Origin of the sequence: Achromobacter sp. SD115 (assembly GCF_017355315.1) — a bacterium.
Taxonomy (GTDB): Bacteria; Pseudomonadota; Gammaproteobacteria; order Burkholderiales; family Burkholderiaceae_B; genus Achromobacter; species Achromobacter xylosoxidans_B.
Genome location: NZ_JADIJM010000021.1, coordinates 17,646 through 31,972, shown reverse-complemented (window position 1 = coordinate 31,972; position 14,327 = coordinate 17,646). Strand labels below are relative to the sequence as shown.

The 14,327-nt window shown below is 64.8% G+C and carries 16 protein-coding genes; 12 read left to right on the top strand and 4 right to left on the bottom strand.

The genetic code is table 11. The features are described 5' to 3' along the window. Nucleotides 1-97 precede the first annotated feature (97 nt). Nucleotides 98-1,042: an AraC family transcriptional regulator gene (locus IPU70_RS24880; protein ID WP_207471447.1), complete on the bottom strand. Its 945-nt coding sequence runs from the start codon at nt 1,040-1,042 to the stop codon at nt 98-100. Nucleotides 1,043-1,335: 293 nt separating this feature from the next. Between IPU70_RS24880 and IPU70_RS24875 the strand changes: the two genes are divergently transcribed. From IPU70_RS24875 to IPU70_RS24850, 6 genes are all read left to right on the top strand, one after another. Then, nucleotides 1,336-2,556 (top strand): cytochrome P450, encoded by a 1,221-nt coding sequence (locus IPU70_RS24875; protein ID WP_207471445.1) that lies wholly within the window; start codon nt 1,336-1,338, stop codon nt 2,554-2,556. Between the two features lie 6 nt (nt 2,557-2,562). Then, nucleotides 2,563-2,796, top strand: coding sequence for a ferredoxin (locus tag IPU70_RS24870; RefSeq protein ID WP_207471443.1), 234 nt, complete (start codon nt 2,563-2,565; stop codon nt 2,794-2,796). Continuing rightward, nucleotides 2,789-3,778, top strand: a complete 990-nt coding sequence (locus IPU70_RS24865; RefSeq protein ID WP_207471435.1) for a PDR/VanB family oxidoreductase — start codon at nt 2,789-2,791, stop codon at nt 3,776-3,778. Before IPU70_RS24870 ends, IPU70_RS24865 begins: the two co-directional genes overlap by 8 nt. Nucleotides 3,779-3,865: 87 nt before the next feature. After that, on the top strand, nt 3,866-4,744 hold the full coding sequence (locus IPU70_RS24860; RefSeq protein ID WP_207471433.1) for a fumarylacetoacetate hydrolase family protein: 879 nt from the start codon (nt 3,866-3,868) through the stop codon (nt 4,742-4,744). Nucleotides 4,745-4,782: 38 nt separating this feature from the next. Then, on the top strand, nt 4,783-5,604 hold the full coding sequence (locus IPU70_RS24855) for a polysaccharide deacetylase family protein (protein WP_207471426.1): 822 nt from the start codon (nt 4,783-4,785) through the stop codon (nt 5,602-5,604). A gap of 103 nt (nt 5,605-5,707) precedes the next feature. Further along, entirely contained in the window at nt 5,708-6,634 is a 927-nt protein-coding gene (locus IPU70_RS24850) for a transporter (protein WP_207471424.1), read from the top strand. A 133-nt stretch (nt 6,635-6,767) separates the two neighbouring features. Here the strand turns inward: IPU70_RS24850 and IPU70_RS24845 are convergent, their stop codons facing one another. Further along, on the bottom strand, nt 6,768-7,190 hold the full coding sequence (locus tag IPU70_RS24845; protein WP_207471422.1) for a DUF3995 domain-containing protein: 423 nt from the start codon (nt 7,188-7,190) through the stop codon (nt 6,768-6,770). A 637-nt stretch (nt 7,191-7,827) separates the two neighbouring features. Then, nucleotides 7,828-8,094, bottom strand: a complete 267-nt coding sequence (locus IPU70_RS33100) for a DUF1778 domain-containing protein (RefSeq protein ID WP_207471420.1) — start codon at nt 8,092-8,094, stop codon at nt 7,828-7,830. 489 nt (nt 8,095-8,583) lie between these two features. Here IPU70_RS33100 and IPU70_RS24835 point away from each other — a divergent pair, with 489 nt between their 5' ends. From IPU70_RS24835 to pdxK, 6 genes are all read left to right on the top strand, one after another. Next, a complete protein-coding gene (locus IPU70_RS24835; RefSeq protein WP_207471418.1) occupies nt 8,584-9,549 on the top strand; it encodes a tripartite tricarboxylate transporter substrate binding protein in 966 nt (321 codons plus the stop codon). Nucleotides 9,550-9,551: 2 nt separating this feature from the next. Then, nucleotides 9,552-10,193 (top strand): glutathione S-transferase family protein, encoded by a 642-nt coding sequence (locus IPU70_RS24830; protein WP_207471416.1) that lies wholly within the window; start codon nt 9,552-9,554, stop codon nt 10,191-10,193. 28 nt (nt 10,194-10,221) lie between these two features. After that, nucleotides 10,222-11,004 carry an aldolase gene (locus IPU70_RS24825; protein ID WP_013395352.1) on the top strand — a complete coding sequence of 261 codons (783 nt, stop codon included), beginning with the start codon at nt 10,222-10,224 and terminating at the stop codon, nt 11,002-11,004. Nucleotides 11,005-11,108: 104 nt separating this feature from the next. Further along, nucleotides 11,109-11,663: a helix-turn-helix domain-containing protein gene (locus IPU70_RS24820; RefSeq protein WP_207471414.1), complete on the top strand. Its 555-nt coding sequence runs from the start codon at nt 11,109-11,111 to the stop codon at nt 11,661-11,663. Nucleotides 11,664-11,706: 43 nt separating this feature from the next. Beyond that, on the top strand, nt 11,707-12,069 hold the full coding sequence (locus IPU70_RS24815; protein ID WP_013395350.1) for a cupin domain-containing protein: 363 nt from the start codon (nt 11,707-11,709) through the stop codon (nt 12,067-12,069). Between the two features lie 35 nt (nt 12,070-12,104). Then, nucleotides 12,105-12,938 carry a pyridoxine/pyridoxal/pyridoxamine kinase gene (pdxK, locus tag IPU70_RS24810; protein WP_207471412.1) on the top strand — a complete coding sequence of 278 codons (834 nt, stop codon included), beginning with the start codon at nt 12,105-12,107 and terminating at the stop codon, nt 12,936-12,938. A gap of 23 nt (nt 12,939-12,961) precedes the next feature. Here pdxK and IPU70_RS24805 read toward each other — a convergent pair whose 3' ends face one another. Continuing rightward, the gene (locus tag IPU70_RS24805) at nt 12,962-14,254 is read right to left on the bottom strand and encodes a phospholipase A (protein ID WP_013395348.1); all 1,293 of its coding nucleotides are present in this window, start codon (nt 14,252-14,254) and stop codon (nt 12,962-12,964) included. Nucleotides 14,255-14,327 lie beyond the last annotated feature (73 nt).

Here is a 14,327-nt window from a genome sequence, read left to right as displayed (position 1 = left end):
TTCGATTTCAATGTGATTGAATTTCGACCTTCAATGAGCTTCGACACTGATCGAGTGATCCCCAGGTTCGGGTCACTCATTGCTGTCTAGCATTGGCCTACCGTAGCGCGAACGGCCGCCGGTCGCCTGCACGGAACTGCCTCGGCTGCTCGCCGCTGTAGCGCTTGAACGCGATCGAGAACGCCGCTTCAGATTGGTAGCCCACCTGCCAGGCAATCCGGCCCATCGACATCGAAGTGTCCACAAGCAGGCGCGCGGCTTCCTGCATTCGGATGCGAGTCATGTAATTGAAAATGCCCGCGCCCAGCTCCCGTTGCGCCGCGGCGATCAGCCGCGAGCGCGAGGTTCCGGCAGCGCTGGCCAGCATTTCCAACGTCCAAGGACGGGAAATGTCGCGGTGGAACTCGCGCAGCGCAAGCGCCACCCTTGAATCGTCGGGCAGCGCTATCCATGCCGGCAGTAACGCCGTGTGCGCAGCGATGTAGTGCCGGATCAAGTGGATCACGACCAACTCGGCCTGGCGCAACGCCACGGCGCGAAAACCCGGGCGCTGCGAAGTCAGTTCGTCGCGGATGGATTCGGTCGCGCGGCACAGCCACAGCGGCAGTTCGTCGAAGTCCAGTTGCAGCACGTCGGGCAACGCGTCGAACAGCGCCGTGCTCGTGCCCTTGGCCGGCGCCATGCCGGCGTAGAACGTCGACGTGACGCCCGTATCAGGTGACTCGCCGAACGTGAGCGTACGGAAGCGGTCGGCATTGGCGGGATTGCGCAGATCAACGGGTTGGTTGGGAGAGGTGCGCAACGCATCCTGGACGATATGTTCCTGGGCGCGCAGGATCAGGCACACGGTCTTGTCGCGCACCGCGTTCTTTTGCCCCGAACGGGTCATGAGCAGGTTGCAGCCCGCGCCGGTGAACACATATAGCGACACCGGCCAGACGCCGCCGGGCATGTGCACGGCCCATGGGCTGCTTGATTCAGCCTGGCCCGCCTCGATCTCGGCGAGGCGGCAAGCGTCAAGCGCGGCGCTTATCGGGTCCATCTGTGTCTTCCATCCATTTCGACCCTCCGGGGAGGGACATGCGGCCCCAATTTTTACTCGAGGGGCCATGCCGGAAGGTAAACACTGTCGGACAGGCGCGCAATCCGTGAATCCCCGAGCATCCGGACAGCCCCCCCGCCGGTGGCGCTTTCGCAAAAGGAAACGAGTCCCTTGCTCGGCGGCGCGAAACCATACTCCCGCCAGGCCGACGCGCAGACGTTCCGAGCACAGGAGACACCAAGCTGGGACTCAAGACGCGCGGCGGATCGTTCACCCATTTCAAGAAGAATGCGATGCTCCCTACCGACATCCCCGATCTCAAGTCCGCGGCTTTCCTCGCCGACCGATATCCGACCTATCGCCGCCTGCAAAGCGACTTTCCTCATTTCGAGATGGACATCAATGGCGAAGAGTGCATCGTCCTGACGCGTTACAGCGATGTGGACGAAGTGCTGCGCAATCCGCTGGCGACCGTGCAGCAGGCTCCCGGCGTGTTTCCCGAGCGCATCGGCCAGGGCGCGGGGGCACGCTTCTATCGCGAGTCGCTGCCGAACATCGACGCGCCCGACCATACCCGCATCCGCCGCATCGTCACCCCTGCGTTCAATCCCAAGACCGTCGCCAACATGCGCGGCTGGGTGGAAAAGGTCATCGTCGAGCATTTGGACAGGCTCGAGGGCCAGGACGAAATCGACTTCGTGTCTTCCTTCGCCGACCCGGTGCCCGCGGAAATTGCCTGTCGGTTGCTGCACGTGCCGGTGTCCGACGCCCCTGAGCTGTTCGCGCGGCAGCACGGCCTGAATGCGGTATTGAGCGTGTCGGACATCACGCCGGAACGGCTGGCCGAGGCGGACGCCTCGGCGGCCTTCTATTACGAGTACATGAACGACGTGCTGGACACGCTCAAGGGCAAGCTGCCCGAGGACGACTTCGTCGGCGCGCTGATGGCCGCCGAGGGCGGCGACAACGGCCTGACGCGCTCCGAGCTGGTGACCACGCTGATCGGCTTCCTGGTGGCCAGCTACCACACCACCAAGGTGGCGATGACCAACACGGTACTGGCCCTGCTGAACCACGACGGCGAACGGGCGCGGCTGGTGGCCCAGCCCGACCTGGCTCGCAATGCCTGGGAAGAGTCGCTGCGGTATGACTCGCCGGTGCATTTCGTGCACCGCTACGCGTCCGAGCCGCTCACGATCGGCGGCCAGCGCGTCGCGCGGGGCAAGCGGCTCTTGTTGGGGCTGCATGCGGCGAGCCGGGACGAGAACCGCTTCGCGCAGGCCGACCGCTATCTCATCGACCGTCCCGACAACCGCCATCTGGCGTTCGCGGGCGGCGGCCATTTCTGCCTGGGCTCGCAGCTTTCCCGGCTGGAAGGCGACGTGCTGCTGCGCACGATCTTCCAGCGATTTCCCGCCATGCGGCTGACGGAAACGCGCTTCGAGCGCGTGCCGGACCTGACCTTCCCGATGCTCCTGCGCATGACGGTCTCGCTGCGCGCCGAGCAAGGTTGAACGGTCATGAGTCAAATCACCGTCCAGATCCTGAACGGCATGTGTTGCGGCTTCGGCAACTGCGCGGCGCTGTGCCCCCAGGTCTTCGCGCTCGACTACGATACGAACCGGACGCGAATCGTGCCTGACGCGCCGCTGGCCGACTATGCGGCGGCGATCTCGCAGGCCGCCAGCGAGTGTCCGACACAGGCCATTTTCTTCAGTGCATCCGACGACCCAGAGCGGGCTTCGCATGGTTGAGCACGCTCCGGGCCGCGAGACGGCGAATTGGCGGCCAATGCAGCTGGCGCGGCGCCAGCGGATCGCCGACAACATCTATGCGGTGACGCTGGCCTGCGAGCAGGGCGCGCCGCTGCCCGACATCGCGCCGGGCGACCACATCGAAGTGCAGGTGCCGGGCGGCACGCGCGCCTACTCACTGTGCAATCCACCCGACGCGCGGGACGGCTACCACTTGGCCATCCATTGCGCGTCCGCGCACGGCGTAGCGCATTATCTGTGCGAGACGCACTCCATCGGCGCGCCGTTGCTGGTGCGAGGGCCGCGCAATCTTTTCGCGTTGTCGCCCCGGCATCGGCGGGTTGTGCTGATCGCGGGGGGCATCGGCATCACGCCCATCATCGCGATGGCGGAATACCTGGCGCGGCGCGGCCTGGACTTCGCCATGCACTACTGCGCGCGCCGCCGCGCCGCCGCCGCGTTCCTGGACCGGCTCGATGCCGGCGCCTGCCGGCACCAGGTGCGATACCACTTCGATGACGAGCCCGAGGACGGGCGGTTGGATCTGGACAGGCTGTTTGCCGGCCTGGACGCGGACCAGCACGTGTATCTATGCGGTCCGAACGCGATGCTGGGCGACGCCGTGGCTTCGGCCGAACGGCATGGCCTGGCCGGCCGCCTGCATTTCGAGCGCTTCGGCGCGAGCCGGCCGCCAGCGGCACAGGCGGCGGCAGAGGGAACATTCGCAGTGGTGGCGGCGCGCAGTGGCCGGCGCGTCGACGTGCCGCCGGACTGCTCGATCGCCACCGCGCTGGCCCGCGCCGGCGTGGAGGTAACACTGTCCTGCGAGCAGGGCGTGTGCGGCATGTGCATGACGCGGGTCCTCGACGGCATCCCCGACCATCGCGATGACGTGCTGTCGGCGGCCGAGCGCGCCTCGAACGACCTCATCCTGCCCTGTGTTTCGCGCGCAAAGTCGGCGTCGCTCACGCTGGACCTTTGAGGCGGCGCGCTGGGGCAATCGAACATCACTTGCACCCGTCATCCGGTTCGCTGGCGGTCGGGCGCCACAACATGCCTAGGAGATAGGATGAAACTTGCCATGTTCCACGAGGGCGGCCGAGACCGCCTGGGCATCGTCGAGGGGGACGCGATCATCGACGTGACCGCGGACCTGCCGGCGCTGTCGCCCGATCTTGCCGACTGGCTGCCAGGGCAGGACACGTCGTGGCGGCTGCTTGCGCTGCTGGCGCGCGAGTCCACGGCGCGCCTGCCGCTATCCGCCGTGCGGCTGCTGCCGCCGCTGCGGCGGCCGTCAGCGTTCCTGGCCATCGGCGGCAACTATGCCTCGCATCTGCGGGAGATCGCCCATCTGAACGTCAGCGTGGGAGAGCACCAGATCTGGTTCAACAAGCAGGCCTCCTGCATCACCGGGCCGTTCGATGACCTGATCATTCCCCCGGGCATGTCGACGCTGGACTACGAAGTGGAGCTGGCGGTGGTTATCGGCCGGCGTTGCCGCAACGTGCGAGCCCGCGACGCCATCCACTACATCGCCGGATACACCGTCTGCAACGACGCCACCATCCGCGAGCGCCATCACCTCAGTCCGACAATCACGCTGGCCAAGTCATTCGATTCGCTGGGCCCGCTGGGGCCGTGGCTGGTCACGGCCGACGAGATCGCGGACCCGCATGCGCTCCGGGTCCGCACCTGGGTCAATGACGAACTGCGGCAAGACGGCAACACGGCGGAGATGCGCTTCAACATCTTCGATCAGATCGAGGAGCTGAGCAGCGCCATGACACTTGAGCCCGGCGATGTGCTGGCCACGGGCACGCCGGCCGGCATCGGCGCCGCGCGCCAACCACCGTTGTTCCTCGCACCCGGCGACGTCGTGCGCATGCATATCCAAGGCATCGGCGACATCAGGAACCGCGTCGTGGCCGCGCCGCCCGCGCAGGCCTAAACGGCGGCGTCCGCACCTTCCAATCAGGACTTCCGATCATGCTATGCATCACGTTTGACAATTTCGGCAGCGCGGCCGGCGACGCGCTGCCCTGGCCTTGCCCCGCCAGCATCCCCGCCGCCGAATGGGCTGCCTACAACCAAATCGGCCTGGAGTTGGGCCATCCGCGCATCCTCCAGTTGTTGGATGAATTACAGATCCGCTGCACCTACTTCGCCGAGGGCTATGCGGCCCTGCGGTATCCGGATGAGCTGCTGGCCTGGCATGCGGCTGGGCATGAAGTTGCCATGCACGGCTGGAAACATGAAATGTGGACGGGGATCTCCTCGCGCGAAGAAGAAGACCGCCTGATCCAGCTCGCCGTGTCGAGCATCCGTGGGTTGACAGGGCTGGCGCCGGTGGGCTTCCGGCCGCCGGGGCTGGCTATCAATCCCTGGACGGACGAGGTGCTGGCGACGCACGGCATCCGCTACGTGTCGCTGTCGCTGTTTGGCGGGACCGACGCGCGCGCGCCAGCATCCGGCACCACGGCGACGATGCCGACGCGGGTGGCGGTGCTGCCTACCGATCCCACGCTGATCGACGGCGCGGTCATCCATCCACGATTCGGAGGCATTTTCGGCACGCTGGACGCGACGGCAGCCTATGAGCAGCTGTATCTGTCCGCGCTGGCCCACGAGACGGCGCGTCCCGACGAACCCTGGGTGCTGGTCGTGCATCCGTTCACCTCCGGCAACCGGGCCTGGTTCGGCTTCGAGGATTTCATGCGGCGCCTGGCCTTGGCATTCGGGCCCGCGCGCTTTGCGCTGGCGAAGGACGCGGTGCCATCAACGACGCACGCCCGCGCGCGCCAGGATTGATATCAGACCGTCCGTCCGTGCATCGGCGCCGGCCGGCAGGCCGCGCGGGCCCGCGCCATTCAAGCAGCAGTCACACACAAAAGACCTATAAAGGAGACAAATCATGAGGCATTTCGTTTTCATCGGCATCCTGCTCTGGGCCTGTTCGCGCAACGCGCTGGCGGCGCAAGGCGTGACCTATGGTGGTCCAGTCGGGGGCACCGACATACAGAGCGCCTACCTGCCGCCGTATCCGGGCTTATATGGTTCGGCTATCGCCGTGGGCGCGTTGGGGGAAAAGTTCTATGACAACTCCGGGCAGAGTTCCACGACTTCCGGAAGGCTGCCGGGCGGAATTGCGCAGTTCGGTCTTCTGTATGTCTATCCGCATAAGCTGTTCGGCGGGACGCTGGGCAGTTCCGTCTCTACTGGCTACGGCTGGGGCAGTATCACCGTCAACGGCAAGCATCAGAACTTCAAGGGTATGAACGACATCTACACCGACGTACTCATGTGGAGCAAGCATCTTGGCACTGTCGAAGAGGGCCGACCGCGCGGCTTGACGATGAAGCTGGGGTATTCGATGGTACTGCCCACTGGCAAGTACGACGCGAAAGAACTGTACACGACAGGACGCAATACGCTCTATTACATCCCGAACGGTGCGTTCACCTATCTGACCGGGCCGAACTTCTTGGGCGACGGCACCGAGTTCAGCATGAGCTATTTCCTGGACATTGCCCGCAAGAATTCTGCGACCGGCTACCGGAACGGGATGGTGGTGGACGTGGACATGGCGATCAGTGAGGTCATCGGTCGATGGCAGCTGGGCGTGGCGGGGTACTACGCGCGCCAGATCGCCGACGACAGGCTGAACGGGCAACGTGTGTCGGGTAATCGCTTCGCCAGCGCGGCGGTCGGGCCGGTCATCGCGTACAACATGCCGGACTGCAAATGCAGCGTTAAGTTCAAGGCACAGTTCTCCGTGTTTACGCGAAATTCACTGGCGCCTAACGCCGTCTATCTATTCTTCAACAAAGCATTCAACTAGAGCGAACTATGAATATGATGCGGTCTTTGGCGATAGATCCACCGCTTGCTGCGTTGGGCCGGTGTGTTGTTGTCTTAGGGACGCAGTGGACGAAGGTCTCTTATTGGCCGGGCGCCGCCAACCCGTTACTCTCTCATCCTTGCCTGCTGCTGGCCGCCTCGCCGGCGGCCAGCAGCAGGCACAGTGGTGAAAACACGTACGTGTCCAACCGGGCGAAGGGCTCGCCGCCAAACCGCTCGAACAATCCCACGTAGCGGAAGTCGCCAATTGCCCGTCCGAGCAGAGCCAGCGCCAGCACAGCGCCAACCCAGCGTAGCCAGGTTGGCGCCCCAAGTGTGTTCAGTAAGTCCGCGTTAACCGCAACGAGCCCGGCAAACGCCATCAATGCCAAACCCACCACGAATGTCCCCAGAGCAGACGGCCGAAACAGGGGCTTTCCGTCTTTAACAGGCAAGGCGATCTGGTAGGCGACGCGACCGCCTAGGGCCCAGTAGATGTGCCACAGCGACAGCACAACGAACACGGCACAGGTCAAAGCGGCAATGGTGGCTTGCATGATGATTTCAGAAAGTTGGAACCCGCGTGATTGTGCCCCGGAATTACTGAGAATGATCGGTAGGGACGAGCCGGTCATTGGCAACGAGGACATTACAAGGGAGTCGATTCATTACATTCTCGGGGCCCCCGCGGAGCGGTCCGCCTGTTCGGCAAGATTGTCCGGCTAGCTGTGATCGCCAGATCAAGGCATCGCGGACGCCAACCTTCGACTGTGCATTCAACCGGTCGTTGCAACACACTAGAGGCTGCGCGAGCAGAGGGAGTGTTGCAACGACCGGTTGAATGCACAGCCGAAAGCGGTCTTGGGCAAGGCGGGGGGGCTGGGTAGCGATTTAACCTGCCGACTCCATTCTGGCTAACGCGTTAGCGTTGACGGGATTGAGGTGTATTCGGCAGGGGAGGGATAGAGTTTGAAAGTCGAGGGGGGCGTCAGCCGTGCCCCGGTACATAGACCATCCCAAAACCCTCTTCACTGAAGGCGGTTTGTTGACCCCTGTGCAAAGTTGGCAGCTGCGTAGGTTTCTGCCTCTGATATCTCAGCCATGTGCAAGCTACAACTGACTAGATCATTGGCGATGGAAGTCCGCGACAGACATCGGGCCGCCTGGCCCGCAGAGTTCGGTTTCTGATAGCGCCTATCTGAGTAGTTGTCTTTTACGCGCAAAGGCTCGAACTAATGCTGGATTTGGCGGATCGGGATTGAGTAGCGCCTGTGCAACGGCGTTTTGATCTGCCGTAGTCAAATTAATCACGGCATCAGGTTGGACCACGGGCTGGACTGCTCGGTGCAGAACTCCGACCGCAAACTCATTCACGGAACAACCTTCCAGCGCAGCCGCGCGTTCCAAGAGCGCGCCGAACTCCGGGGTCAAGTTAAGCCTTAGCTGTTTGGGACGGTGCATGTTGAACCTCGCGATACGCATGGCAGGACCGGCGATGGAAAGTTTAGGCGGTAGCCGGGAACGTCTAATCAAATCTTAAAAGACGGCGCTGTTAAGCGCCTCTGCCCCACAAAAACGACAGTGACAACGACTCGGGACGAGCTGCTGCGTTGTACCGAGACGGTTGGGATGCGCCGCGCCTCAATTCCGCCAAAAACTCTGATTGTTCAGCCTCTTTCGAACATCACGGCCGTCTCGCACCCACTCAGGCATTTGTAGTCTATGAGTGGTATGCGTGCGTCCGATGTTGAGCGCAAATTGGAAGGGTATGCAAGAAGATGGGTGGGTGATCCGGAATTCTACGAAAAGGCGGACTTTAACGAAAAAGGCGAACTTTATTCCTGCTGCTCAGGGTTTTCCCTAAACTCTTTTTCCTTGCGGAAAATCAATCTCCTATAGGACACTTCGTGTCATGATGGTGCCGATAGGCGGCGCCCGTAGGGGGATGACATGAAGATTTCGGGAATTGCCGGCGCGCTGGCGTTGGTTGCGGCCATGGCGGGCAGTGGCGCCCTGGCGGCGTATCCGGACCGGCCGATCCGGCTGGTGGTGCCGTTCGGCGCGGGCGGGATCACGGATATCGTGGCGCGCCAGGTGGGCAAGGGCATGGGCGATGCCTTGGGACAGAGCATCGTGATCGAGAACCGGCCGGGCGCGGGCGGGGTGATTGCGGCGCAGGTGGCCGCCACCGCGCCGGCCGACGGCTATACGATCTTCATGGGCACGGTCGGGACGCAGGTGGTCAACCCGCTGATCTATAGCAAGCTCAGCTACGACGCGGACAAGTTCGCGCCGGTGGGCATGGTGTCGGGGTCGCCGTATCTGCTGGCGGTCCGGGAGGGCGTGCCGGCGAAGACCTTCAGCGAGTTCGTAGCCTATGCCAAGGCCAATCCGGCCAAGCTGAATTTCGGTTCGGCCGGCAACGCGAGTTCGCCGCATCTGGGTTTGGAACTATTGAAGCTGACGGCGGGCGTGGATATCGTGCATGTGCCGTTCAAGAGCGGCAGCGAAGCGGTGAATGCCGCCATCGGCGCGCAGGTGGACGTGGTGATGGACGCCAGTCCGGTGATCATGCCGCACGCCGCGTCCGGCAAACTGCGCCCGCTGGCGGTGGCCGCCGACAAGAGGCTGCCTTCCGCGCCCGAGGTGCCCGCCAGCAACGAAGTGGGTGACGCGGCCCTGCAGATCAGTTCGTGGAACGCGTTCTTCGCGCCCGCGGGCACGCCGCCCGAAGTATTGGAAAAGCTGAACGCCGCGCTGCAGAAGACCCTGGCGTCGCCGGAACTGAAGGAGCGGCTCGCGTCCCAGGGTACGCAGCTGTACACGGGCAAGCCGGATGAGTATCAGCGCTTCATCGCCGGCGAGAAGGCCAAGTGGACCGAGATCGTGAAGCGCGCCAACATCAAGATGGACTGACGATGAACCAGACACCGCATCCGCTGGCGGGCAAGCCGCTGGAACTGGCCGATACGCTGCGTTCGGGCAACGCCTGGAAGATCCGGCTGGCTTGCGGCTACATGGGCCTGCCGATCAAGCGGCGAACCTTCGACATCGTGCAGGGCGACCTGGAAACGGAGGCGTTCGCGCGCATCAATCCGTGGCGCCAGGTGCCGGCCCTGCTGACGCCGGAAGGGGAATGGCTGGCCGAATCGCAGGCCATACTCTGGTATCTGGGACTGGGTACGCCCTGGTTGCCCGCCGGCCGGCTGGAACAGTCGCAGGTCAGCAGCTGGCTCAGTTTCGAGCAGACCCAGCACATGCACGCCTTCGCGCAGCCGCGGCTGCTGATCCACTTGCGCCGCACGGCGCAGGTGGACGATCCGGCCATGCAGGCATGGCGCGAGATCGGCATGAAGGCGGCCGCGCTGATGGATGCGCATCTGGCGGGCCGCGATTATCTGGTGGGAACCGCGCCAACCATCGCCGACATCGCGCTGTTCCCTTATACGAGCATGGCGGCCGAGGGCGGTTACGACCTGTCCGGCTTCGCTCATATCGACGCCTGGCTGGCGCGCATGCGCGCCTTGCCCGGCTTTACGCCGCTGATCGTAGCGGCATGACACGGACACAATCTTAGGAGTGACGACGATGGCCGATACGATGCACCTGGGCAAGGACGAACTGATCGCGCGGGCGAAAGCCGAAATGCAGCGCCAGTTCGAGACGCCCGAATGGAGCCTGCGCGAACGCCTGGCGCTGACCTGCCGCATCCTGTTCGACGGCGGGCATGATTCCGGCCTGGCCGGGCAGATCACGGCGCGCGCGCCGGAGCCGAACCGGTATTTCACGCAGCGCCTGGGCCTGGGCTTTGACGAGATCACCGCCAGCAACCTGCTGCTGGTCGACGAGGACCTGCGCGTGCAGGAAGGCGGCGGCATGCCGAATCCGGCCAACCGCTTCCATTCCTGGGTCTACCGCGCGCGTCCCGACGTGAACTGCATCATCCATACGCATCCGCTGCATGTCGCGTCGCTGTCGATGCTGGAGGTGCCGCTGGAAGTCTCGCACATGGACAACTGCACGCTGTATGACGACGTGGCCTTCCTGAAGGATTGGCCCGGCGTGCCGGTGGGAAATGAGGAAGGCGAGATCATTTCGGCGGCGCTGGGTTCCAAGCGCGCCATCCTGCTGTCGCACCACGGCATGCTGATCGCTGCGGGTTCGGTGGAAGAGGCCTGCGTGCTGGCCCTGCAGTTCGAGCGCGCCGCCCGCATGCAGCTGCTGGCCATGGCCGCCGGCAAGATCCAGCCCATTCCGCCGGCCCTGGGCCGCGAGGCGCATGACTGGATCCTGACGCCGAAGCGCTCGCAAGTCGGCTTCTCGTACTATGCGCGGCGCGCGTTGCGGGCGCATCCCGACGTGCTGGCCTGATGGCCGCTGCGGGCGGGGCCGGCTCGACGGCGGGGCCGGATTAGGGCATGCTTACCGGTCGTATTCCGCGACCGTATTTCGCATCTCCGCCCGCAACCCCGCCGATGATAGACCTGCCGCACCGCCTGCGCGCCCTCCGCCGCCAGCAAACCCTGTCCCTGGAACAGCTGGCGCAGCGCACCGGATTGACCAAGAGCTACCTCTCCAAACTGGAGCGGGGCCTGAGCGAGCCTTCCATTTCCACCGTGCTGCGGCTGGCGGAAGCTTACGGCCTGGGCGTGTCGGAACTGGTGGGCACGGACGACGCCGCACAGGAGGAAGTCGTCAGCGTGGTGCGGGTGGCGGACCGCGAGGCCTTGCAGCGCCGGGGGCTGGGCAGCGAGTATCACTACGAGTCGCTGGCCGGCCGGCGCAAGGTCAAGGCGATGGAGCCTTTCGTGGTGCATCCGCCGCGCGAATTTCCCGATGCGACCGCGGTGTTTCCGCACCCCGGCGAGGAATTCCTGCTGGTGCTCAAGGGCGCCATCGAGGTTCACGTGGGCGAGCGCCAGTTACGCCTGGAGACCGGGGATTCCGTCTATTTCGATTCCGAACTGCCGCACCGCATGCGCACCGTCAGCCGGGCCATGGCCGAAGTGCTGGTGGTGGCCGCGCACTGAGCAGGCCTCCGGACTCATCATCTATCCGCATACAGGAACCGCCATGAAGAACGACCAATCGCGCCTCGTCCGCATTGACGCCGGCCCCATGAAGAATCCGGTGCCAGGCAAGCCGCGCCGTCCGCTCTCGGGCGACGCCGCGTTCCGCACCGTAACCGCCTTCGAAGGCAATGGCGGCAAGGCAGAGGCCGGCGTCTGGGAAAGCACCGCCGGCGTATTCCAGTCCAACACCACCGGCTACATCGAGTTCGGCTACATCGTCGAAGGCTCGGCGCGCCTGGTCGACCCGGACGGCACCGTGCACGAGCTGACGGTGGGCGAAGCCTTCGTCATGCCCGAGGGCTATACCGGCCGCTGGGAAGTCGACCAGTTCGTCAAGAAGATCTATTTCATCACCCGCATGTAGGGCCGCGTAAACCGCGGCAGCCAGGAGCCAGCCCCATGAGCGCAATCCCCGCCGTTACCGCGCAGGTGGATATCGTTTCCGTCCAATCCCAGGTCGTGTATGGCTGCGTCGGCAATAACGCCGCCATGCCGGTCTTCCGCAAGGCGGGCCTGCGCGCGATCGCGGTGCCTACCGTGATCCTGAGCAACACGCCGCACTATCCGACCTTGCACGGCGGCGCGGTGCCGCTGGACTGGTTCGAAGGACTGCTGCGGGGCCTGGACGAGCGCGGCGTCAGCAGGACGGCGCGCGCGGTGGTGTGCGGCTACCTGGGCCAGCCCGGGCAGGCCGGGCTGCTTGCCGATTGGCTGGCCGCGCTGCGCGCAGCGCGGCCGGACGTCAAAATCCATATCGATCCCGTCATGGGCGACCGCAACGACGGCCTGTACGTGAACGAAGGACTGGTCGCGCAATACCGGGACCTGCTGGTGCCGCTGGCCAACGGTATGACGCCGAACCACTTCGAGCTGGAATTGCTGGTGGGGCGCGCCCTGTCATCGATCGACGAAGTGGTGGCTGCGGCGCGCGAACTGATCGCGCGCGGTCCGGACTGGATCGTTGTGACCAGCGCGGCGCCCATGGCCGCGGCGGCCGGCACCTTGCAGCTGGCGGTGGTGACGCGGGATCAGGCCACCGTGGTGACGCATCCGGAGATCGCGATACCGCCCTCGGTGCACGGCACCGGCGATGTGTTCATGGCCAGCGTCACGGCGCGGCTGTTGACCGGACAGGACCTGATCGAGGCGGTGCGCGCGGCCGCCGCCCAGGTTACGGTGGCGCTGGAGCGCACCCGCGAACTGGGCTGGGAAGAACTGGCGATGGAAGGCTAGGTCGCCCCGCCGGATCGGCAGGTTCAAGGCACCAGCGACAGGCCGACGCGGAACTGCGATTCGTTGCGCTGGTTGTAGCCCAGCAGCGTTTCGCCGTAGCCGTTGAAGTACTGCAGATGCAGGTAGCCGTTCATGTTCAGCCAGGTGCGCTGCAGCGGCCAGGCGAAATCCAGCTGGGTGGTGCGGCGCTTCTGATCGCCCTGGCGGTACATGGCGGAGATGACGGCGCCGTTGTCCTGGGCCCAGCGCAATTGCCAGTCGACGTGGCCGGCGTAGTCGGCGTAGTCGCTGTTCTCGCTGGCGACCCCGAAGTAGGCCTTGACCCGCGGCGCGAAGGTCAGCGTGCTGCCGCCGTCGAAGCGGTAGTGGAAGCGCGGTTCGATATAGCCGTCGTTCAACGAGCGCGAATCCGCGCCGTCCTTGCCGTTGGAGTTGTGCTCGACGCCGGTGTTCATGCCGAAGCGCCAGTTCTGGCTGGCCGACTGCCAGATATTGTCGGATAGCCAGAAGGCGCTGGGATTGAAGGTGGTGTCGATGAAGGGCATGGAATCGCCCTGCAGGTCCCACAGCGAGGTCTGGGTATATGCCAGGTAGAAGTTCTCGTCCCAGGTCGCCGGGCGGTCGCCCGCGGGGCTGAAGAGGCGGTACTTGGCGCTGATCTGGAAGCGCGCGGTGGTCTGTCCGCGCGTGCCGATGTCGAAGTACACCGGCTTGTATTCGGAAACCGAGCTGCGGAAGCGGTCGAAGGCGTTTTGCGGCTGCACGGTAGGCACCGCGGAAGCGTCGGGCGAGGGGCCGCCTTCGGGCGAAGCGCCGACCGCGGCCACGGCAGCGGCGGGCACGGGCTGGCCGCTGCTCGCGTCCACCACCGGGCCGCGAGCAGGCGTGCTGGCCAAGGTGCCGCTGTCGCGGCCGGTGGCATCCAGCGCCATCATCGCCGGCTGGCCCTCGATGGACACGGCCTGCAGGCCATTGGCCGTGGCGGGCACGACCGCGGTCCAGGCCATGCGCGCGAAGTTGTTGACCGGCACGCTGAAGCTGGCCGGGCCGCCACGCAGCTTGGCCAGGCTGCGCACGATCTGGCCGTCCTGGCCGCGCCATTGCAGCACCAGTTCGGGCGGCGCTTCCCAGTTGGAGCGGGCGGTGCCTTCGTTGAAGTACACCGCTTCGATGGTGACGGTCTCGCCGGGGGCGGCCGATGGACGATCCAGCCGGTACGACACGCCCGCGGTGGCTGCGCCCGCCAGACCCATGGCCAGGGCGGCGGCAAGGGTGCGCAGGAGGAGGGCGGATCGTGCTGGACGGCTGATGGTCATCGGGTCATAACGTAGTTTTGTGACCAGGAAATGTAGCATCGACCCCGGCTACAGTTTGTAAGCCAGGCTAATC

Coding starts and splice junctions, on each gene's coding strand:
- IPU70_RS24870 (WP_207471443.1), top strand. CDS start 2,563: ATGAGTCAAATCACCGTCCAGATCCTGAACGGCATGTGTTGCGGCTTC.
- IPU70_RS33100 (WP_207471420.1), bottom strand. CDS start 8,094: ATGCACCGTCCCAAACAGCTAAGGCTTAACTTGACCCCGGAGTTCGGC.
- IPU70_RS24845 (WP_207471422.1), bottom strand. CDS start 7,190: ATGCAAGCCACCATTGCCGCTTTGACCTGTGCCGTGTTCGTTGTGCTG.
- IPU70_RS24880 (WP_207471447.1), bottom strand. CDS start 1,042: ATGGACCCGATAAGCGCCGCGCTTGACGCTTGCCGCCTCGCCGAGATC.
- IPU70_RS24850 (WP_207471424.1), top strand. CDS start 5,708: ATGAGGCATTTCGTTTTCATCGGCATCCTGCTCTGGGCCTGTTCGCGC.
- IPU70_RS24815 (WP_013395350.1), top strand. CDS start 11,707: ATGAAGAACGACCAATCGCGCCTCGTCCGCATTGACGCCGGCCCCATG.
- IPU70_RS24865 (WP_207471435.1), top strand. CDS start 2,789: ATGGTTGAGCACGCTCCGGGCCGCGAGACGGCGAATTGGCGGCCAATG.
- pdxK (WP_207471412.1), top strand. CDS start 12,105: ATGAGCGCAATCCCCGCCGTTACCGCGCAGGTGGATATCGTTTCCGTC.
- IPU70_RS24860 (WP_207471433.1), top strand. CDS start 3,866: ATGAAACTTGCCATGTTCCACGAGGGCGGCCGAGACCGCCTGGGCATC.
- IPU70_RS24830 (WP_207471416.1), top strand. CDS start 9,552: ATGAACCAGACACCGCATCCGCTGGCGGGCAAGCCGCTGGAACTGGCC.
- IPU70_RS24875 (WP_207471445.1), top strand. CDS start 1,336: ATGCTCCCTACCGACATCCCCGATCTCAAGTCCGCGGCTTTCCTCGCC.
- IPU70_RS24835 (WP_207471418.1), top strand. CDS start 8,584: ATGAAGATTTCGGGAATTGCCGGCGCGCTGGCGTTGGTTGCGGCCATG.
- IPU70_RS24855 (WP_207471426.1), top strand. CDS start 4,783: ATGCTATGCATCACGTTTGACAATTTCGGCAGCGCGGCCGGCGACGCG.
- IPU70_RS24805 (WP_013395348.1), bottom strand. CDS start 14,254: ATGACCATCAGCCGTCCAGCACGATCCGCCCTCCTCCTGCGCACCCTT.
- IPU70_RS24825 (WP_013395352.1), top strand. CDS start 10,222: ATGGCCGATACGATGCACCTGGGCAAGGACGAACTGATCGCGCGGGCG.
- IPU70_RS24820 (WP_207471414.1), top strand. CDS start 11,109: ATGATAGACCTGCCGCACCGCCTGCGCGCCCTCCGCCGCCAGCAAACC.